The following is an 18,542-nucleotide window of genomic DNA, read 5'->3' on the forward strand; positions in this document are numbered from 1 at the left end:
CGCCGGTGCGACACGGCGGTACGACACAGCAGCGCGACACGGCGGGCGCGGACCGGGACACCGGTCACCCGAACGTGCGCGCACAGCGGTCGTTCGTAACGGAAACGAACGGAACTACCCCATTCCGGTCCGGAAGATCACCACTTCGGGTTAGCGTTTGCCCGTGCCGACCGCAACGCCCGCCGAGACCGACTGGGACGCCTGGCGCCGCCCGCCGCCCACCCGCGCCGAGCAGCGGCGCGACGTCTGGGCGGCGCTGCTCATGATCGGGCTCTCCCTGTTCTTCCTCGTGCTGTTCAACAGCGTCGGCATGGGCGTCTACGCGGGCACCCCGCCGTCGGTGCCGGAGCAGGTGCTGCTCACCGTCGCCCTGTGCCTGCCGATGGCGCTGCGCCGCCGCTACCCGGTGGCCGCGCTCGCCGCGGTCGGCGTCCTGTTCATCGCCGTGCAGATGCGCGCCGTCAACAGCGACAACGCCATCCCGAGCGTCCTGCTGTTCCTGGCCATGCACGCCGTCGGCGCCTGGGAGCGCAACCGGGCCCTGGCCAAGTGGTCGCGCATCGCGGTGATCGTCGTGATGTTCGGCTGGCTCGGCTTCGCCCTGGTCGAGATGGTCTTCCAGCCGCCCCCCGAGTTCACCGGCGCGGGCGGCCCGCTCAACCCGCTGCTCGCGGCGGTCCTGTACAACCTCGTCTACAACGTCGTGTACTTCTCCGGCGCCTACTTCTTCGGCAACGTCTCCTGGGTCGCCGCCCGCCGCGAGGCCCAGCTCGCCGAGCAGGCCGAGCACCTGCGCCGATCCCAGGAGCAGGCCACCAAGGGCGCGCTGGTCGCCGAGCGGCTGCGCATCGCCCGCGACCTGCACGACGTCGTCGCCCACCACGTGTCCGTCATGGGCGTGCAGGCGGGCGCGGCCCGGCGGGTCCTCGGGACCGACCCGGAGCTGGCGGGCACCGCGCTGCGAACCGTCGAGGAGACCGCGCGCACCGCCATCACCGAGCTGCGCGGCCTGCTGGGCGTGCTGCGCGCCGACGGCGAGCCGGAGACCGGCGACCGGCCTGCGTCACCGGGGCTGGAGCAGCTGTCCGAGCTGGTCAAGCACGCCGAGGAGTCCGGGCTGGAGACCCAGTTCGGGGTGTACGGCACGCCCCGGCCCGTGCCGGAGGCGGTGGCGCTGTCGGCGTACCGGGTCGTGCAGGAGGCGCTCACCAACACCGTGAAGCACTCCTCGGCGCGCCGGGTGGACGTGCGCCTGCGGTACCTGGAGAACGTGGTCGAGGTCGAGGTCGGCGACGACGGGGTCGGCGGAAAACCGCCCGTCGACGGCGGTGGGTTCGGGTTGCGCGGGATGGCGGAGCGGGTCGCGGTGCACGGCGGGAAGCTGGAGGTCGGGCCCAAGCGCGGCGGCGGCTTCCGCGTGCGCGCGCTGCTGCCCGCCGGGAAGGTCGTGGAGTGAGCGGCGGGTTGCGGGTCGTGCTGGTGGACGACCAGGCGCTGGTGCGCGCCGGGTTCCGGGTGATCCTGGGCGCGGAGCCGGACATCGAGGTCGTCGGCGAGGCCGGGGACGGGGAGCGGGCGGTCGAGCTGGTCGCCGAGCTGGCGCCGGACGTGGTGCTGATGGACGTGCAGATGCCGGTGCTCGACGGCATCGAGGCGACCCGCCGCATCCTGGGTCCCGCGCCCGCGGAGCACCCGGTGCGGGTGGTCGTGCTGACCACGTTCGACCGCGAGGACTACCTGTTCGAGGCGCTGCGGGCGGGCGCGAGCGGGTTCCTGCTCAAGAACGCCTCGCCCGAGGACCTGGTCGAGGCGATCCGGGTGGTGGCGCGCGGCGACGCGCTGCTCTCCCCGGAGGTGACCCGCCGCGTCCTGGCCCGCTTCGCCGCACCGGTCCCGCAGGCCGCGCCCGCCGCCGCCCCGAACCGGCCCGCGGACCTGACGGACCGGGAGTACGAGGTGCTGGTGCACCTGGCGCGCGGGACGAGCAACGCGGAGATCGCGGCGCACCTGCACCTGGGGGAGACGACGGTGAAGACGCACGTGTCGCGGGTGCTGGCCAAGCTGGGCCTGCGCGACCGCACCCACGCGGTGGTCTACGCCTACGAGCACGGGGTGGTCGCGCCGGGGCAGGGGTGAGGTCGCCGGTGGTCAGCCGCGCGGCTCCAGCGCGCTGACCACCCCGGTTGCCCGCCAGGGGCGGGGACCGCCGCCGTCGTGAGCAGACCGTCGACCCCCAGCACCACCGGTGGGCCGACGACCGCCCTGGTGCGCGCGTCCAGCAGCCGCGCGGTCCCGTCCCGGCAACCGATCGCGACCGGGTCGCGCCCGCCGTCCACCACCGGCGGCCCGGTTCCCCGCGCAGGAACGCCGCCACCTCCGCGTCCACCCCGCCGTCCCGCCACGCGCCGTCGAACACCGCCACCGGCAGTGCGGCGCCCGCCGATCCGCGAGCCACCCAGCCCTCCCCAAAATCCCCTGAACAGGTGTCACCCATACAACCCGAACGGGGGTCGCGCCAGAGCCGTCCGGCACCGCGCCGCCAGAGCCGACCGGTGGAACCCGCCGCCGCATCCGGCACATCCCGCACGGGCCGGTCGACGCTGTCACCACCCCCGCCGACCAGGCACTGTTAGGATTCAGAAGAACAGGCGCCGACAGCTCGCACGGGGGTCGCCAGGGTGAACGTCCTCTTGACGCCGACCCGTGCGCCGAGCCGTGCCGGGACGCGCGAGCCCATCACGGGCCACCGCTCCGGTGACGTGCCGCATCCCCCTTCCGAGGGCGATTTCACCCGTTCAGGGCGTCGCCGGGCCACTGGCGCGGCGGGCGTCCAGGAGCGGCGGGAGCGTCCCGCGTGGCCCATCCTGGGGGAGCGGGCGCGACGGCGGGGAACGCGCCGTCCACAACAGGAGCGTGCACGACCGGACGCGGCGGACCCCGCTGCCCGGTCGTGGTTTCCACAGAACCGAGGAGCGAGATGACTGCGATTGTCCGCGTTGCAGGCCGTGAGGTCCTCGACAGCCGGGGCAACCCGACCGTCGAGGTCGACGTGGAGCTGGAGGGTGGTGCGCTGGGCAGGGCCGCGGTTCCCTCGGGCGCGTCGACCGGCACCCGCGAGGCGGTCGAGCTGCGCGACGGCGACAAGGGCCGCTACCACGGCAAGGGCGTGCGCGCCGCCGTCGACGCCGTCAACGGTGAGATCGCGAAGGCCGTCGTCGGCCTGCCCGCCGAGGCCCAGTCGGACCTGGACCGCGTGCTGATCGAGCTCGACGGCACCGACAACAAGGCCCGCCTGGGCGCGAACGCCACCCTCGGCGTCTCGCTCGCCGCCGCCAAGGCCGCCGCCGCGCAGCACCACCTGCCGCTCTACCGCTACGTCGGCGGCGTGTTCGCGCACCTGCTGCCCATGCCGATGATGAACATCATCAACGGCGGCGAGCACGCCGACAACGCGCTCGACTTCCAGGAGTTCATGATCGCGCCGGTGGGCGCGACGACCTTCGCCGAGGCCGTGCGCGTCGGCTCCGAGGTCTTCCACACCCTGCGCAAGGAGCTCAGCGCGGCGGGCCACAACACCAACGTCGGCGACGAGGGCGGCTTCGCGCCGAACCTCACCTCCGCCGACGAGGCCCTGCAGTTCGTCGTCAACGCCATCGAGAAGTCCGGCTACACCCCCGGCGACGACGTGGCGATCATGCTCGACCTGGCCGCCTCCGAGTTCTTCAAGGACGGCGTCTACGACTACAAGGGCGCGGGCGTCAAGCGCACCGTCGACGAGCACGTCGCCTACCTGGCCGAGCTGGTGGCCAAGTTCCCCATCCTGTCCATCGAGGACGGCATGGACCAGGACGACACCAAGGGCTGGAAGCAGCTCACCGAGGCCATCGGCGACCGCGTGCAGCTCGTCGGCGACGACCTGTTCTGCACCAACGAGAAGCTGCTGGCCGAGGGCATCGAGCAGGGCCTGGCCAACTCGATCCTGGTGAAGGTCAACCAGATCGGCACGCTCACCGAGACCCTGGCCACGGTCGAGCGCGCGCACAAGTCCGCGTACTCGGCGGTCATGTCCCACCGCTCCGGCGAGACGGAGGACACCACCATCGCCGACCTCGCGGTGGCGGTGAACTGCGGCCAGATCAAGACCGGCTCGCTGTCCCGCTCCGACCGCACCGCGAAGTACAACCAGCTCATCCGCATCGAGGAGGAGCTGGGCTCGCAGGCGCGCTACGCGGGCCGCTCCAGCCTCAGCCGGGGCTGAGCCCCGACGCGCGACCGGCGCCCACCCGCGAGCCCCGCGGGTGGGCGCGGTCGTTCGATCACCCCGCGCTGACCGGGGTGGCGCGCTCGTCCTCCCGGCGCTCGCCCCGCGCGGGCGACGGCCGCCTGGGCCGCGGCACGACCGGCACGTCGGCGCCGTCGTGCTCGTCCACGCCCAGCGGCCAGCAGAACAGCGCCAGGTCGGTCGCCGTGACGGCGCTGGTCACGCGCCCGCCCCCGCGCCACTCGCGAGCGGGACCGCCCAGCACACCTCGTCCCGCCGCCACCCCAGGGCCAGCAACGACTCCAGCGCCGCCTCCACCTCGGGCCCGTCACCGCGCACGCAGGCCCGCAGCGCCATCCCCTCGGCGCGCGCGTGGTCCACCGCCGCCCACGTCAGCAGCGCGACCGCCGGGCTCGCGCCCACCTCGCCCAGCACGCACCGGTCGAACACCTCCAACCGGGTCGTCCCGCTCAGCTCGTCCTCGTCGAGCACCAGCGTCAGGTGCCCGGCGAACCCGTCGGGGCCGTGCGCGACGAACACCGCGCCCTCCTCCAGGGCCTCGTCGAACAGCTCCAGGCACAGCTCCTGCAACTCCCACGGGTCCGCGTCGACCCCGTCAGGCAGCGCCTCGGCGTACAGCGGCACCACGTCGACCGCGTCGTTGTCGTCCGCGTGCCGCACCACCCAGCCCTCGACGTCCGGCGCCCGCCCGATCAGGTCGGTGGCCAGCGCGTAGCGCAGCAGCGGGACCCCCGGCCCCGGCGGGGTGCGGCCGGGCGGCAGCACCAGCACGACCTCCGCCGCCTCCGGGTGCCGTGCGGCGGCGGCCTCGACCACCTCGGCCACGGCCGCGTCGGAAGCGGGCCCCAGGAACGTCGCCAGCGCCCGCGCGCGGCCGGTCTCGTCGTCCACCTCGGCGGTGAGCACCACCGGTTCACCCGCCGCGTCCAGCAGCAGTTCCGAGCCGGCCAGCAGGTCGGCGACCTCGTCGGCCACGCCCAGCGCGCGCAGCGCGGCGGCGTCCGGACCGGGGAGCGGTGACATGCGCGTGGACCTCCAGCACCCGTGCTCGCGATCACCGCCGGGGGCGGCGGTGGTGACACTACGTCAGGTGAGCGCCCGGTCACCGGGGGCGGACGAGGTTGTCCGGTGATGGTCGACACGCTGTTCCCACAAGATCATCTTTGGTATCTTCCGCGCCCGCTTTCCCTTGTGCGCCAGGGAAAGCGCTCTCCGCGCACCAGGCCGCCCCGATCCCCGCGACGCACTCGGGTCCGCCCTCCCCGGCCGCCCGGCCGCCCGCGCCGCGCACCCCGCTCCGCCGTGCCCGCACCGCTTTCCGGTCCTGCCGCGTGCCGCCGTGCCCGCGCCGCCCTCTGCGCTCCGCCGTGCCGCGCTCCGCCCTGCCCGCACCGCCCTCCGCCACGCCACCCTCCGCCCTGCCCCCGCCGCACCCCGCCGCCCAAGATCCGCATCCTCCGCGCGGATGACCCCCGCCCCGCGCGACCCCCCAGGTCCTCCTCGCGGAGGACCCCGCCAATGGGTCGCGCGCCTGACGCGCCGCCCCGACCCCGCCCCGTAGCGTTCTCCCCGTGCTGAGCGTCAACAACATCAGCCGCTCATTCAGCGGCAAGAAGGTGCTGGACGGGGTGTCGTTCCAGGTCCGACCCGGTCGCATGACCGGGTTCCTGGGCGCCAACGGTTCCGGCAAGACCACGACCATGCGGATCATCCTCGGCGTGCTGGAGCCCAGCTCCGGCACCGTCGAGTGGAACGGCTCGCCGGTGACCGGCGACAACCGCCAGAAGTTCGGCTACATGCCGGAGGAGCGCGGCCTCTACCCGAAGATGGCCGTCGGCGAGCAGGTCGAGTTCCTCGGCAGGCTGCACGGCATGGAGCGCGCCGCCGCCCGCAGGGCGACCGACGAGCTGCTGGAGCAGCTGGAGCTGACCGACCGCAGGGGCGACGCCCTGGAGTCGCTCTCGCTGGGCAACCAGCAGCGCGTGCAGATCGCCGCCGCGCTGGTCCACTCGCCCGACGTGCTGATCCTGGACGAGCCGTTCTCCGGCCTCGACCCGATCGCGGTCGAGACCGTCCTGGAGGTGCTGCGCAAGCGCGCCGCCTCGGGCGTGCCGGTGCTGTTCTCCAGCCACCAGCTGTCCCTGGTCGAGCGGCTGTGCGACGACGTCGTCATCATCGCCAAGGGCGGCATCACCGCCCAGGGGGAGCGCGACGAGCTGCGCCGCCAGCACGGCACCACCCGGTTCGAGATCACCGTCGACGGCGACGCGGGCTTCCTGCGCGACGTCCCCGGCGTCCGGGTGTCCGAACTGGACGGTCCCAGCGCCGTGTTCGAGGTCGACGGCGGTGACGAGCAGCCCGTGCTGCGCGCCGCGCTGGAGCGCGGCCCGGTCCGCGCGTTCGGCCCCGTCGTTCCCACCCTGGACGAGATCTTCAAGGAGGTCGTGTGATGGCGCTGTCGTTCACCGCCGCGACGAAGCTCATCGCCGAGCGCGAGATCCGCACCTACGTGCGCACCAAGGGCTTCTGGATCAGCTTCGGCATCACCATCGTCGCCCTGTTCGCGTTGACCGTGCTGCCCTCCTTCTTCAGCAGCCCCACCAAGGTCGCGGTCGTCGGCTCCGAGGCCAAGGCCGCGCTGTCGGCAGGCGACTTCGAGCTGCGCGAGGTCGCCGACCTCGCCGCCGCCGAGGAGCTGCTGCGCTCCGAGGACGTCTCCGCCGCCGTCGTGCCCGACCCGCAGGAGCGCACCCCCTCCGGGCTGCGCGTGGTCGCCCTGGAGAACGCCGACACCGAGGTGGTCGTCGCGCTGGCCCAGGTGCCGCCGGTCGACCTGATCGCACCCGGTGAGATCAGCGGCGGTCAGCAGCAGGCCGTGGTCACCGTGTTCGGCCTGATGTTCCTCATGTTCGGCATGGGCGGCATGGCGATCGCGCAGAGCACGGTCAGCGAGAAGCAGACCCGCATCGTGGAGATCCTGGTGTCCACGATCCCGGTGCGCGCCCTGCTCGCCGGCAAGATCGTCGGCAACGCGGTGCTCACCATCGGCCAGCTCGTCGTGCTCGCCGCCGTCGCCCCGATCGCGCTCAAGATCGGCGGCCAGGACGAGCTGCTCGGCGTCGTCGCCCCGGCCATCGGCTGGTTCATCCCGTTCCTGATCCTCGGGTTCGTGCTGCTGGCGGGCATGTGGGCCATGGCGGGCGCGCTGATCAGCAGGCAGGAGGACCTGGGCTCCAGCACCGGTTCCGTGGTGATGCTGGTGATGCTGCCCTACTTCGGCGTGCTGTTCCTGTTCCAGAACAAGCTGGCCATGACGATCATGTCGTACGTGCCGTTCACCGCGCCGGTCGCGATGCCGCTGCGGGTCTTCAGCGGCGAGGCCGCCCCGTGGGAGGCGCTGGTCTCGCTCGCGCTGCTGGCGGGTGCGGGCGTCCTGGTGCTCCTGTTCGCCAGCAAGGTGTTCACCGGCTCGCTGCTGCACACCGGCGGCAAGCTGAAGATCAAGCAGGCGCTGGCCACCTCGAAGGGCTGATCCACCACCGCTCAGCACCGGGGCGCGTCGGGGACCGAGGGGTCCCCGACGCGCCCTTCTTCGCGCTCCGGTGGAATTCTCACCGTGCGAACGCTGAACGGTGAACCAATCCGGCCCGGCGCTCGTTCCACGGGGGTGTCTACCGCCGACCACCCCCGAGAGGCCGTGAAGATCATGCCCCTCTCCAGCCCCGAGCCCGACCCGACCACCCTGATCAAGCGCGAGTCCCGCCAGTCCGGCCCGCAGAGCCAGACCGGTGCCCAGAGCCAGACCGGCCCGCAGAGCCAGTCCGGCGGCCAGAGCCAGACCGGTGCCCAGAGCCAGACCGGCCAGCAGAACCAGACCGGCCAGCAGAACCAGACCGGCCAGCAGAACCAGTCCGCGTCCCAGGTCCCCGCCGGGGACTGGGCCACCGGCCTGTTCAAGAAGCTGGAGCCGTTGCCCGAGGGCCGCGAGCCGCTGCGGGTCGACGTCGTCGGCGGCGGGCCGGTCGGCCTCATCTTCGCCTGCACGCTGCGCGCCATGATGGGCGACCAGGTCGTCATCCGGGTGCACGACCGCCGCTGGCGCAGGCAGGGCAACCGCGTGGTCTGGATGGACCTCGCCGAGGGCAACGTGCGCCGCGAGCAGGTCGTGACCCTGCAGAGCAACGTCTGGTCCACCCTCCCCGAGGCCGTGCGGCGCAGGCTGTTCGCGCCCGGCCGGTACGCCGAGATGTGGCCGCTCGGCCCCGACTCGCCCGCCGACCGGGGCAGGCCCCGCAACCTGCGCATCCGCTGGATCGAGGACTGCCTGCTCGACATGGCGCAGGACGTCTACGGCATGGAGCTCGTCCCCGGCCCGTACACCCCGCCCGAGACCTGGGGCCCCACGCACATCCTGGCCGTCGCGGACGGCGCCAACTCGCCCACCCGCGCCGCGCTGTCCGAGCACTTCGGCGCGCCCGACCGGAACTTCTACTCGGTCGACGGCGAGCAGCTCGTGGAGACCGTGCTGGGCGTGCGCATCCGGGGCGTGCTGCCCGACGAGCACACCGTCCCGCTGACCGTGGCCCAGAACCGCTACCTGTTCAACTCCCTCGGCGGCGGCTTCATCAACATGCGCCTGACCGCCGAGGAGGCCTCGGAGATCGTCGCCATCGGCGAGCACTCCCCGGTCGACTGCATCGCCCGCTACCGCTGCACGATGCGCCCGCGCGGCGACCGGTTCGTCTGCGACCGGCACCGCGCCGTGTTCAAGCCCTCGATCGACCGCCTGTCGTTCCTGTGGCCGCGCATCCTCGACGGCGCCCGGTACTTCGGCGCGCAGCCGCAGGACATCCTCGGCATCACCATGTTCAAGCTGAGCATGAGCCAGAACGCCCGCTTCACCGCGCAGCTGGGCCGCACCACGTTCGGCTTCCTGATCGGCGACGCCGGGAACTCGCTGCACTTCTGGCCCGGTCGCGGCCTGAACACCGGCGTGAAGAGCGCGCTGTCGCTGGCCGGGACGCTGCGCTCGCGCTGGTCCGGCCGCCGGTTCCGGTTCGCGGACTTCTCCGCGCACGAGGGCCTGATGCAGCAGTTGCAGTACCGGGAGAAGTCCCGCGCCTGGGTCACCATGCTCATGCCCGACGAGGACGGCGTGAACCGGGGCATCGAGGACCGGCTGCGCGCGGGGCTGGAGGGCCCCGCGGACCGGCAGAGCCTGGTGAACCAGCTGTGGGCGCGGGTGAAGGAGGTCAAGTCCAGGCTGGGCGGCCGGATGGGCCCGCTGCCGGACGACGGCTGGTACCTGCGCCGGGTCGAGTCGCTGCCCACGCGCACGCTCAAGGCGCTGGTCGAGTCCGGGCAGTGGATCACCCGCGAGATCGGCGGCGACGAGGTCGCGGTGGACGTGCAGTTCCCGGAGGCCGCGCCGTTCGGCCAGGACGTGGTGCCGACCGTGGCCCGCTACCGCACCGCCGAGCACCCCGGCGCGAACCCGCCGAGCGGCCCGGTCCCGGTGCTCGGCGCGAACCCGCCCAGCGGCCCGGTCCCCGTGCTGGGCGCGAACCCCGCCAGCGGACCGATCCCGATCGGCGCGCAGGCGCACGGCGGCCAGCAGCGCTGACCCGGCCCGATCCACCGCGGACGGTCAGCCGCGCGCCGCGCTGGGCGCCCGGCGGCCACCGCCGCACGCGAGGGGGAGACCCCGGCCCGCAGGAAACTCGGAGAAGTCCTGCGGGCCGGGGCCGCCTGCGATACCGGTCACCTGCCCCCAACGATGTCACGGGTGACCGCGGCCTGCTCGGTCAGCACCCCGCCGATCATCGTCTGGGTCTCGTTGATCCGGTCCACGATCTGGCCGATCGCGGCCAGCGAGGTCACCACGCTGCCCGCGTCGGACTGGATGGCGCTGATCAACCGCGCCACGTCCTCGGTCGCCCTGGCCGTGCCCTGGGCCAGCTCCTTGACCTCGTTCGCCACGACCGCGAAGCCCTTGCCCGCCTCACCGGCGCGCGCCGCCTCGATGGCCGCGTTCAGCGCCAGCAGGTTGGTCTGCTCGGCGATGTTGTTGATGACCTTGACGACGTCGCCGACCTCGTTGCTGGACTGGGCCAACCGGTCCACGGCCTGGTTCGCGTCGGTGGTCAGCGTGGCCGCCTCGGCCGCGACCCCGGTCGCCTGCACGACGTTGCGCTCCACCTCCTCGATGGAGGTGACCAGCTCCGCGCCCGCCGAGCTGATCCGGGTGGTCTCCCTGATCCGCTCCAACGACTGCGACACCAGGAAAGCGGTGTTGCGCAACGAGTTCTCGCGGCTGTCGCTGAGCTCGACCTCCTCCAGGGTGAAGAAGTCCATCGTGCCGATCACCACGTCGTGCACGACCAGCGGCAGGCACACCCCGGACTTCACGCCCGCCCGCCGCGCCGCGGGCGCCCGCACGCAGTCGGTCATCTCGGCCAGGTCCCGCACGAACAGCATCTCGCGGGCCTTCCACGTGCGCCCGGCCAGGCCGACGCCCTCGCGGAACGAGGCCTCGCGGGTGATCCGGCGGAACTCCTCGCCCGCGTCGCCGGACTCGGTGACGAACCGCAGCTCCTGCCCGGTCGGGTCCACCGCCCAGTACGAGCCGTAGGCCCAGCCGAACTCGCTGCGCACCGTCTCCAGCGCCTGCCGGGTCGCCTCCTCCTCGGAGGTGGCGGAGCCGAGGCCGCGCAGCACGGTGTTGACCGCCTGCAGGTCCAGCGCCGCCGCGGCCTGCACCTCGGAGTCGGTGACCCGCTCCAGCGCCTGCGAGACCAGCAGCCCGATGCTGCGCAGCGCGTCGAGCCGCTGCTCGGACGGCGTCAGGTGCTCCAGGGTGAAGAAGTCCATGGTGCCGACGACCCGGCCCTTGGACATCAGCGGGAAGCAGATGCCGGACTTGACGCCGACCCGCTGCGCGGCGGGAGCGCGCACGCAGTCCTTGACCGTGCCCAGGTCCTCCACGAACACCAGGCCCCTGGTGCGCCAAGTCCGCCCGGACAGCCCGACCCCCTCGGCGAACGACGCCTCCTGCGTGACCTTGCGGAACTCCTCGCCCGCGTCGCCGGACTCGACGGCGAACCGCAGCGTCCGCCCGGCCTTGTCGATGCGCCAGTAGGAGCCGTAGACCCACCCGAACTGCTTGCGGACCGCGTCCAGGGCGACCTTGACCGCCTGCGCGCTCGTCGTGGCCCCGTCCAGCGCCTTGACCACCGCGGTGACCGCGGCTGCGTTCTCCTGCGCCTCGGCGACCGTCTTCCTCACGTCGGGGACGTCCGCCGTCCGGCGTCGGGACTTCCAGAAGGGCATCGCCCACTCCTGTTGCTGTGGGCCGGGCGGTCCCCGGCGGGTGATACCGGGGAGAACGGCGAAACCGAAACGCACCTGAGCGATTTCCCCCACCCGTTGGGCTGAGAACCCGCACGACTCGGGTGGGCTGGGGCGGTTTCCCTCAGCCCGCGCCGGGCGACGTCGAAAGCAGGTGCACCACGCGTGGGCTGCCGCCGAGGCCCGCACACCTCAGCCAGGAGCGTCCGCATGACCCTGCTCATCCCCCTCGTGAACCTCGAACGGCTGACCGAGGCCACCCGCTACGACACCACCAGCCCCGCGCTGCGCGGGAAGCTGGACCTGCTCGTGAAGCAGTCCGCCGACCGGCTCGGCATGAAGATCGGTCTGGCGAACTTCGTCATGGGGGCCACCACGCACGCGATCGCCTCGCACGGCGCCGACACCGGCATGATCGAGGCGGGCATCCCCGCGGAGTGGAGCTTCTGCTCCCGCGTGGTGCTCACCGGCTGCGACTACACGGTGACCGACGCGACCGCCGACCCCTCGTGGCAGGACACCCCGGCGGTGACCGTCATCGGCGCGCGCAGCTACGCGGGCGTGCCGCTGGTGGCCCCGAACGGGCAAGTGGTCGGCGCCCACTGCGTCGTCGACAGCAAGCGGCGCGAGTTCGACGCCGCCGAGCTGGCGCACCTGCGCGAGTCGGCGAAGGAGATCATGCGGGTGATGCAGGACTACCGGAGCACCACGGAGGGCTGACCCCCGGAGCTCCAGGCGAAGCGGCCCCGTTCACCGGAACGGGGCCGCTTTGTGTCGCGCGGACGGGGACCGGGTAGGCGATCCGTGCCCGGCGGTCGCCGGGGCCGCCCGCGTCGGGCGTGACGGGTCAGGGGGTCGCCGTGGGGTGGATCGGACGTTCGGGTGAACGCCTCGCCGCGAGGCGGGCAGGTGCGCGGGACTCGGCGGGTGCCCGTGCCAGGCTTGGCCGACGTGGTCCGGCGGTGGTTCTCGGCGTGCTGGGGGTGCTGGTGGCCGGCTTGACGCCCGCGACGGCTCAGGTGGCGGCGGTGGCGGGGCTGCCGCTGCCGTACGGCGGGGGAGCGGACCAGGTCGTGGCGGTGGTGGTCGACCGCCCCGACGCCACGTCCGGGTGGCTGACCGGCTGGCGGCGCGACGGCGCGGGGTGGCGGATGGAGCTGGGGCCCGCGCCCGCGTTCGTGGGCTCTGCGGGCGTCGGCGAGGCGAGCGAGTCGAGCACCCGCACCCCGGCGGGCGCGCACCGGCTGACCGAGTCCTTCGGCACCCTCCCGCCGCTGCCGGAGGGCAGGCTGCCGTACCGGCGGGTCGACGGCGCGGACTGGTGGGTCTCGGACCAGCGCTCCCCGCTGTACAACACCCACCAGCGGTGCGAGCCGGGGACGTGCCCCTTCGACGAGTCGGCGAGCGAGCGCCTGGCACACGTGGGCCCGGCCTACGACCGCGCGATCGTGATCGACTACAACCGGAGCCCGGCCGTGCCGGGGCGGGGGTCGGCGTTCTTCCTGCACGTGTGGACCGGCGGGCCCACGGCGGGCTGCGTCAGCGTGGACGCCCCGGTGGTGAACCACCTGCTGTCGTGGCTGGACCCGGCGGCCCGACCGGAGGTGCTGATCGGGGTGGGGTGAGCCCGCGCTTCCTTCGCCCGCCGCACGGTCAAACCCATTCCCGGTCATTTTTACGCGCTTTTCCAGAAGCAGTTTTTCACCCGGTGAGGTGTGCAATTGTCCCCGTTCGGGTAGCCGGTTAGTGACACAAAGCCACTGCATCGGGAGGAGGGCGTCATGCCCTGGGTCCGTCAGCACCGCAGGCACGTCCCCGGCAGCTGGTTCCGCACCACCACGGTCCACCCGCACCACCGCCGCCGCGCGGGCAGCCTGCCGCTGATCCCGGTCGCCATCGGCGCCGTCGTGGCCATCCTGGTGCTGCTGCTCATCATCTTCTGAAACACCCCGAATCGCGCACCACCGACGGCGCGGCGCGGACCTGAGGGTCCGCCCGCGCCGTTGTCATTCATGATCGCCAAACTGGGCGAGTGATCCTCGGGGGTCCGTTCCGCCGGGCCGAAGCCAGGGCGTTGCTCGCGGCCACCGCCACCGGCCTGCTGATCGGTGTCGCGTGCCTGGCGAACTCCGAGCGCGGGGGCGCGCTCGTCGCGGTCCTCGGCGCTGCGGCACCGGGGTGGGCCGCCTCGTGCCCGGTGCGCGCGGGTGGCGGCCGGCCTCTTCGTCAGCTGCCCGGTCCTGGTCAGGACCGAGGGCGACCGGGAACACCTGACCACCCTGCGCCGCCTGGACGTCGAGGGCCGCCCGCACCCCGAGGTCGTCGCGCGGGCCGGGGCGCTCCACGACCACGTCTTCGCGACCCGGCCCGCCCCGTGCGAGCCGGGTCTGCTCGAACCCTGACCCGCCTCACCCCGCCGAGCCGGCGGTGGCGCCCTGCTGAGCCTCCGGCTCCGCGCGCCGATCCGGCACCGCCGCCGCCGCTTTCCACTGCTTCAGGTCCCGGTTCGCCATCGCCGGGTGCCCGGCGGTGTCCCGCTGCCCGCCCTGCGACTCGGCCCCCAGCGCGGTCGCGGCGGCCAGCGACAGCGTCGCGTGCGCCTGCGCCCGCGCCAGCAGCTCCCCGCGCGCGGCGGCGTCGGCGGTCTCGTCGGCTTCGGTGAGGAGTTCCTGCGCCCTGGTGTAGTGCTCGGCTCCGGTCATCACCCCATCGTCGTGAGCCGTTGCCCCGTTCGGAACCGCTGGCCGGGCGGTATCGAATCGCCCTCGCGGACGCCCGGACCGCCCCGGCCGCCCCGCCCCCCGGCTACCCCCCGACCCGCCGGTGCAGCAGCCCGAACCGCGACCACATCCCCTCCGCCGTCTCTATCGACGCCGCCGTCCGCTCCGGGTCGATCGCCGCCAGCTGCGCCACCACCGCCTGCGCCACCGCCACCCCCGACGTCAGCGACGGGAAGAACGCCACCCCCTCCGCAGGCACCAGCAGCACCTCCTCCGCCGCCGAGGACAGCGCCGGGCTGGCCGCGTCGGTCACCGCGAACACCCGCGCCCCCCGCGACCTCGCCTCGTTCGCCGCCAGCACGGTGCTCTCGTACAGCCGCCAGAAGCTCACCGCGATCAGCACGTCCCGCCCGTCCACGGCCGCCACCGCGTTCGCCAGCTCCGCGTCCCCGCCCGACACCGCCACCACGTCGTACCCGGCCAGCCGCGCGTTGTGCGCCAGCGCCGTCCCGACCGCCGCGTAGCTGCCCGCCGCGATCACCAGCGTCCGCCGCGCCCCCGCGATCGCCCGCGCCACCACCTCGAGCACGCCCTCGTCGAGCCTGCGGTGCAGCAGCGCCAACCCGTCCAGGTCCCGCCGCAGCGACGCCGCCCCCGGCGACCCCGACCCCGGTGGTCCCGAGTCCAGGTGCTCGGCCGCCACCTGCGGCGCGCTCAGCGAGGACAGGTACCGCGCCCGGATCTCCTGCTGCAACGCGGGCCACCCGGCGTACCCGAGGGCCTGCGCGGTCCGGGTCACCGTCGCCACGTTCACCCCGGCGAGCTGCGCCAGCTCGGCCGTCGACCCGAACGAGGCCCGCCTGGGCTGCGACAGCAGCAGCTCCAGCACCGCCGCCGCCTTGGGGCGCAACCCCCGCTCCGGCGCGCGCCCGCGCAACCACTCGTCGAAGCTGTCGGTGCTGGAAGGGGTCCCGGTCGGCACGGGCGACACGCTACGCGGTCCCAGCAGGTGGACCGCCGCGACAATCCCGTAACACGGTGAATCTGCAACATCTATTGCAAATGGCTGAATCTGCACTATACGTTGCCTGCCATCATCCGGCTGGACCAGCACCCGCGGAGGGTTCGCATGTCCCTGTTGGCCCGTTTGGACCGCCTGCCGCTGAGCCGTCCCCACTACGGCCTGCTGCTCATCGGCGGTCTCGGCTACACCTTCGACGGCATGGACTCCGCCGTCGTGGCCTTCCTGCTGCCCAGCGTCCAGCAGGTGTGGGGCCTGGACAACGGGCACCTCGGCCTGATCGGCTCGGCCACCCCGTTCGGCTTCCTGTTCGGCGCGGCCATCGCGGGCCTGCTCGGCGACCGCATCGGCCGCAAGAAGGTCATGATGTACGCCCTGGCCTTCTACGCGGTGTTCTCCGTGGTCGCCGCCTTCTCGCCGAACTACGAGGTGTTCCTCGGCGCGCGGGTCCTGGCCGGGGCGGGCGCGGGCGCGGAGAGCGCGATCATCGCCCCGTTCCTGTCCGAGTTCGTCCCCGCCAAGCGGCGCGGCTGGTTCGTCGGCGCGCTGGCCGGGTTCTTCTCGTTCGGCTTCGTCATGGCCGCCCTGATCGGCCGGTTCGTCGTCCCCGCCTCCGAGGACGGCTGGCGCATCGCCCAGCTCATCACCGCCCTGCCGATCGTGATGCTGCTGTGGTGGCGCCGCTCGCTCCCCGAGTCCCCGCGCTTCCTGCTCCAGCAGGGCAAGACCGCCGAGGCCGAGAAGGTCGTCGCGGACCTCGAAGCCCGCGTCGAGAAGGCCACCCGCCAGCCGCTCCCGCCGGTGGAGGAGACCACCGCCGCCGGACCGGTCGCGGAGACCCCGAAGGTCACGCTCGTCAGCGCGCTGAAGTTCCTGTGGAGCCCGGCGATGGCCAAGCGCACCGCCGTGATCTGGCTGATCTGGTTCGTGATCACCTTCTCCTACTACGGCTTCTTCTCCTGGATCCCGACCCTGCTGGTCCAGCGCGGCATCACGGTCACCAAGAGCTTCGAGTTCTCGATCATCATCTACCTGGCGCAGATCCCCGGCTACTTCTCCGCCGCCTGGATCTCCGAGCGCCTGGACCGCAAGAACACCATCGCGATCTACCTCGCGGGCTCGGCGGTCAGCGCGTTCTGGCTGTCCCAGACCGAGACCCCGCTGACCATCACCCTCGCGGGCGCGGTGCTGTCGTTCTTCCTCAACGGCACCTACGCGGGCGTCTACTCCTACACACCCGAGGTGTTCCCGACCTGGGTCCGCGCGACCGGCACCGGCCTGTCCAGCGCGTTCGGCCGCATCGGCAGCATCCTCGCGCCCACCATCATCGGCCTGTCCGCCGCCAGCCTCGGCTTCGCGGGCGTCTTCGGCCTCACCACGGCGGTGCTGGTGGTCGGCGTGGTGTGCGTGGTGGTGTTCGGCCTGTCCACGGCGGGGCGCTCCCTGGAAGACCTGACCGAGCGGGGCGGACCCGCCGACACCGCGAAGGAGATGTCGAAGTGAGCCTGGAGAACCTGGAGCAGCGGGTCCGCGAGGAGGTGGGCGTGCGGCTGTTCACCGTCCTCGCCTGGATCCCCGAGCGCAAGGCGCTGCGCCGCGTCCACAGCAGCCACCCCGAGCAGTACCCGGTCGGCGGCGAGAAGACCGTCGAGGTCGCCGCGGGCTGGATCGACCGCTGCATCACCAACGCGGAACCGTACTTCGGCCCGGACAAGGCCGCCGTGCGCGAGATCTTCGCCGACCACGACCTCATCGAGTCCCTGGGCTGCGGGACCATCGTGAACGTGCCGGTCCTGGACGGCGACCGCGTGCTCGGCGTGCTCAACCTGCTCGACGCCGAAGGCGCGTACACCAGGGAAACCGTCGCGGCGGCGGAAGAACTCGCCCCGCTCGCCGTCCCCGCGCTGCGCGCCGCCCTGGAGGAGGCCCGATGAGCCTGCTGCTGCGCGACGCCGCCCTGCTCGAACCCGCCACCGGCGAGCGCGTCGAGGCCGACCTGCGCGTCGCCGAGGGCCGCATCACCGAGGTGGGACAACGACTTCCCGCACCGGACGGCACCCGCGTGCTCGACGCGCGCGGCGCCGTCGTCATCCCCGGCCTGATCGACGCGCACGTCCACGTCACCGCCTCCACCGCCGACCTCGGCGCCCTGCCCGCGCTGTCCCCGTCCTACGTCACCGCGCAGAGCATCCGCGCCATGGGGGACATGCTCGACCGGGGCTTCACCACCGTCCGCGACGCCTCCGGCGCCGACTGGGGCCTGGCCAAGGCCCAGCTCGACGGCCTGGTGCGCGGACCCCGCCTGCACTTCTGCGGCAAGGCGCTGAGCCAGACCGGCGGCCACGGCGACGTGCGCACCCCCGGCGTCGCCGTGCACGACTCGCACCAGTGCTGCGCGGGCCTGGGCCGCATCGCGGACGGCGTGGACGCGGTCCGCACCGCCGCCCGCGACGAGCTGCGCAAGGGCGCCCACCACCTCAAGGTCATGGCGGGCGGCGGCGTCAGCTCGCCCACCGACCGGGTCGACTCCACCCAGTACTCGATGGACGAGCTGCGCGCCGTGGTGGAGGAGGCCGAGGCCGCCAACCGCTACGTCGCCGCCCACGCCTACACCGCCCGCGCCATCAACCGGGCGCTGGAGGCCGGGGTCCGCTCCGTCGAGCACGGCAACCTGCTCGACGCGAGCAGCGTCGAGCTCTTCCTGGCGCACAACGCCTTCCTGGTGCCCACGCTCGTCACCTACTGGGCGCTCAAGGAGGAGGGCGCGCGGTTCGGCCTGCCCGAGGCCAGCGTCCGCAAGGTCGACGACGTGCTCACCGCGGGCCTCGCGGGCCTCGACCTGGCCGCGCGCGGCGGCGTCCGCCTGGTCTACGGCAGCGACCTGCTCGGCGGGATGCAGCGCCACCAGAGCCGGGAGTTCCTGCTGCGTCGGGAGGTCCAGGACGCCGTCGACGTGCTGCGCGCCGCCACCAGCTCCGCCGCCGAGCTGCTCGGCGAGGCGGGCGAGATCGGCACCCTGGCCGTGGGCGCCCGCGCGGACCTGGTCGTGCTGGAGCGCGACCCGGTCGAGGACATCACCGCGCTGACCGAGCCGTCCGCGATCCGCTGGGTCGTCCAGGACGGCGAAGTCCGGGTGGGGTAGCGAAAAGCGGGGGCGCCCTCGACGGGGGCG

General features: G+C 73.2%; 18 protein-coding genes. 13 read left to right on the top strand and 5 right to left on the bottom strand.

Features of this window, described 5'->3' with window-relative positions:
* The first annotated feature begins 163 nt into the window (after positions 1–163).
* The 3 genes from CNX65_RS13885 (at position 164) to eno (ending at position 4,258) form a co-directional block, all read left to right on the top strand.
* Positions 164–1,456: a sensor histidine kinase gene (locus CNX65_RS13885; RefSeq protein ID WP_096493205.1), complete on the top strand. Its 1,293-nt coding sequence runs from the start codon at positions 164–166 to the stop codon at positions 1,454–1,456.
* A complete protein-coding gene (locus tag CNX65_RS13890) occupies positions 1,453–2,136 on the top strand; it encodes a response regulator (protein WP_096493207.1) in 684 nt (227 codons plus the stop codon). The genes CNX65_RS13885 and CNX65_RS13890 overlap by 4 nt, the downstream gene beginning before the upstream one ends.
* A gap of 841 nt (positions 2,137–2,977) precedes the next feature.
* Complete coding sequence (eno, locus tag CNX65_RS13900) at positions 2,978–4,258, top strand: phosphopyruvate hydratase (protein ID WP_096493211.1); 1,281 nt, start codon at positions 2,978–2,980, stop codon at positions 4,256–4,258.
* 58 nt (positions 4,259–4,316) lie between these two features.
* Here the strand turns inward: eno and CNX65_RS13905 are convergent, their stop codons facing one another.
* Both CNX65_RS13905 and CNX65_RS13910 read right to left on the bottom strand, forming a co-directional pair.
* Positions 4,317–4,484 carry a hypothetical protein gene (locus CNX65_RS13905; protein ID WP_157767634.1) on the bottom strand — a complete coding sequence of 56 codons (168 nt, stop codon included), beginning with the start codon at positions 4,482–4,484 and terminating at the stop codon, positions 4,317–4,319.
* Positions 4,481–5,305 (bottom strand): hypothetical protein, encoded by an 825-nt coding sequence (locus tag CNX65_RS13910; protein WP_096493215.1) that lies wholly within the window; start codon positions 5,303–5,305, stop codon positions 4,481–4,483. The genes CNX65_RS13905 and CNX65_RS13910 overlap by 4 nt, the downstream gene beginning before the upstream one ends.
* A gap of 548 nt (positions 5,306–5,853) precedes the next feature.
* Between CNX65_RS13910 and CNX65_RS13915 the strand changes: the two genes are divergently transcribed.
* The 3 genes from CNX65_RS13915 to CNX65_RS13925 all read left to right on the top strand — a co-directional run bounded on the left by CNX65_RS13915 (position 5,854) and on the right by CNX65_RS13925 (position 9,905).
* Entirely contained in the window at positions 5,854–6,732 is an 879-nt protein-coding gene (locus CNX65_RS13915; protein ID WP_096493217.1) for an ABC transporter ATP-binding protein, read from the top strand.
* Positions 6,732–7,814: an ABC transporter permease gene (locus tag CNX65_RS13920; RefSeq protein ID WP_096493219.1), complete on the top strand. Its 1,083-nt coding sequence runs from the start codon at positions 6,732–6,734 to the stop codon at positions 7,812–7,814. Before CNX65_RS13915 ends, CNX65_RS13920 begins: the two co-directional genes overlap by 1 nt.
* Before the next feature lie 165 nt (positions 7,815–7,979).
* Positions 7,980–9,905, top strand: coding sequence for an FHA domain-containing protein (locus CNX65_RS13925; protein WP_096493221.1), 1,926 nt, complete (start codon positions 7,980–7,982; stop codon positions 9,903–9,905).
* Between the two features lie 137 nt (positions 9,906–10,042).
* Here CNX65_RS13925 and CNX65_RS13930 read toward each other — a convergent pair whose 3' ends face one another.
* Positions 10,043–11,611: a GAF domain-containing protein gene (locus CNX65_RS13930; RefSeq protein ID WP_096493223.1), complete on the bottom strand. Its 1,569-nt coding sequence runs from the start codon at positions 11,609–11,611 to the stop codon at positions 10,043–10,045.
* Positions 11,612–11,839: 228 nt separating this feature from the next.
* Between CNX65_RS13930 and CNX65_RS13935 the strand changes: the two genes are divergently transcribed.
* The 4 genes from CNX65_RS13935 to CNX65_RS13945 all read left to right on the top strand — a co-directional run bounded on the left by CNX65_RS13935 (position 11,840) and on the right by CNX65_RS13945 (position 14,031).
* Positions 11,840–12,349, top strand: coding sequence for a GAF domain-containing protein (locus CNX65_RS13935; RefSeq protein WP_096493225.1), 510 nt, complete (start codon positions 11,840–11,842; stop codon positions 12,347–12,349).
* Positions 12,350–12,591: 242 nt separating this feature from the next.
* Positions 12,592–13,254: a L,D-transpeptidase family protein gene (locus CNX65_RS13940; protein ID WP_269770701.1), complete on the top strand. Its 663-nt coding sequence runs from the start codon at positions 12,592–12,594 to the stop codon at positions 13,252–13,254.
* A gap of 156 nt (positions 13,255–13,410) precedes the next feature.
* On the top strand, positions 13,411–13,572 hold the full coding sequence (locus tag CNX65_RS36105; protein ID WP_015801570.1) for a hypothetical protein: 162 nt from the start codon (positions 13,411–13,413) through the stop codon (positions 13,570–13,572).
* Positions 13,573–13,836: 264 nt separating this feature from the next.
* Positions 13,837–14,031 (top strand): hypothetical protein, encoded by a 195-nt coding sequence (locus tag CNX65_RS13945; protein WP_096493229.1) that lies wholly within the window; start codon positions 13,837–13,839, stop codon positions 14,029–14,031.
* A 6-nt stretch (positions 14,032–14,037) separates the two neighbouring features.
* Here CNX65_RS13945 and CNX65_RS13950 read toward each other — a convergent pair whose 3' ends face one another.
* A complete protein-coding gene (locus CNX65_RS13950) occupies positions 14,038–14,331 on the bottom strand; it encodes a hypothetical protein (RefSeq protein WP_096493231.1) in 294 nt (97 codons plus the stop codon).
* Positions 14,332–14,434: 103 nt separating this feature from the next.
* Positions 14,435–15,340, bottom strand: coding sequence for a MurR/RpiR family transcriptional regulator (locus CNX65_RS13955; protein ID WP_096493233.1), 906 nt, complete (start codon positions 15,338–15,340; stop codon positions 14,435–14,437).
* A gap of 138 nt (positions 15,341–15,478) precedes the next feature.
* On the opposite strand from CNX65_RS13955, the gene CNX65_RS13960 reads away from it, so the two are divergent.
* From CNX65_RS13960 to CNX65_RS13970, 3 genes are read left to right on the top strand one after another with little or no spacing between them, the layout of a single operon-like run.
* Complete coding sequence (locus CNX65_RS13960) at positions 15,479–16,873, top strand: MFS transporter (RefSeq protein WP_096493235.1); 1,395 nt, start codon at positions 15,479–15,481, stop codon at positions 16,871–16,873.
* Complete coding sequence (locus tag CNX65_RS13965) at positions 16,870–17,304, top strand: GAF domain-containing protein (protein ID WP_096493237.1); 435 nt, start codon at positions 16,870–16,872, stop codon at positions 17,302–17,304. The genes CNX65_RS13960 and CNX65_RS13965 overlap by 4 nt, the downstream gene beginning before the upstream one ends.
* Positions 17,301–18,512: a metal-dependent hydrolase family protein gene (locus CNX65_RS13970; protein ID WP_096493239.1), complete on the top strand. Its 1,212-nt coding sequence runs from the start codon at positions 17,301–17,303 to the stop codon at positions 18,510–18,512. Before CNX65_RS13965 ends, CNX65_RS13970 begins: the two co-directional genes overlap by 4 nt.
* Positions 18,513–18,542: the final 30 nt, after the last annotated feature.

Origin of the sequence: Actinosynnema pretiosum (assembly GCF_002354875.1) — a bacterium.
Classification (GTDB): domain Bacteria; phylum Actinomycetota; class Actinomycetes; order Mycobacteriales; family Pseudonocardiaceae; genus Actinosynnema; species Actinosynnema auranticum.

What these genes read in the sequence shown, in the direction of transcription:
- eno (WP_096493211.1), top strand. Translation starts at nt 2,978, where the DNA reads ATGACTGCGATTGTCCGCGTTGCAGGCCGTGAGGTCCTCGACAGCCGG.
- CNX65_RS13910 (WP_096493215.1), bottom strand. Translation starts at nt 5,305, where the DNA reads ATGTCACCGCTCCCCGGTCCGGACGCCGCCGCGCTGCGCGCGCTGGGC.
- CNX65_RS13920 (WP_096493219.1), top strand. Translation starts at nt 6,732, where the DNA reads ATGGCGCTGTCGTTCACCGCCGCGACGAAGCTCATCGCCGAGCGCGAG.
- CNX65_RS13930 (WP_096493223.1), bottom strand. Translation starts at nt 11,611, where the DNA reads ATGCCCTTCTGGAAGTCCCGACGCCGGACGGCGGACGTCCCCGACGTG.
- CNX65_RS13935 (WP_096493225.1), top strand. Translation starts at nt 11,840, where the DNA reads ATGACCCTGCTCATCCCCCTCGTGAACCTCGAACGGCTGACCGAGGCC.
- CNX65_RS36105 (WP_015801570.1), top strand. Translation starts at nt 13,411, where the DNA reads ATGCCCTGGGTCCGTCAGCACCGCAGGCACGTCCCCGGCAGCTGGTTC.
- CNX65_RS13950 (WP_096493231.1), bottom strand. Translation starts at nt 14,331, where the DNA reads ATGACCGGAGCCGAGCACTACACCAGGGCGCAGGAACTCCTCACCGAA.
- CNX65_RS13960 (WP_096493235.1), top strand. Translation starts at nt 15,479, where the DNA reads ATGTCCCTGTTGGCCCGTTTGGACCGCCTGCCGCTGAGCCGTCCCCAC.
- CNX65_RS13970 (WP_096493239.1), top strand. Translation starts at nt 17,301, where the DNA reads ATGAGCCTGCTGCTGCGCGACGCCGCCCTGCTCGAACCCGCCACCGGC.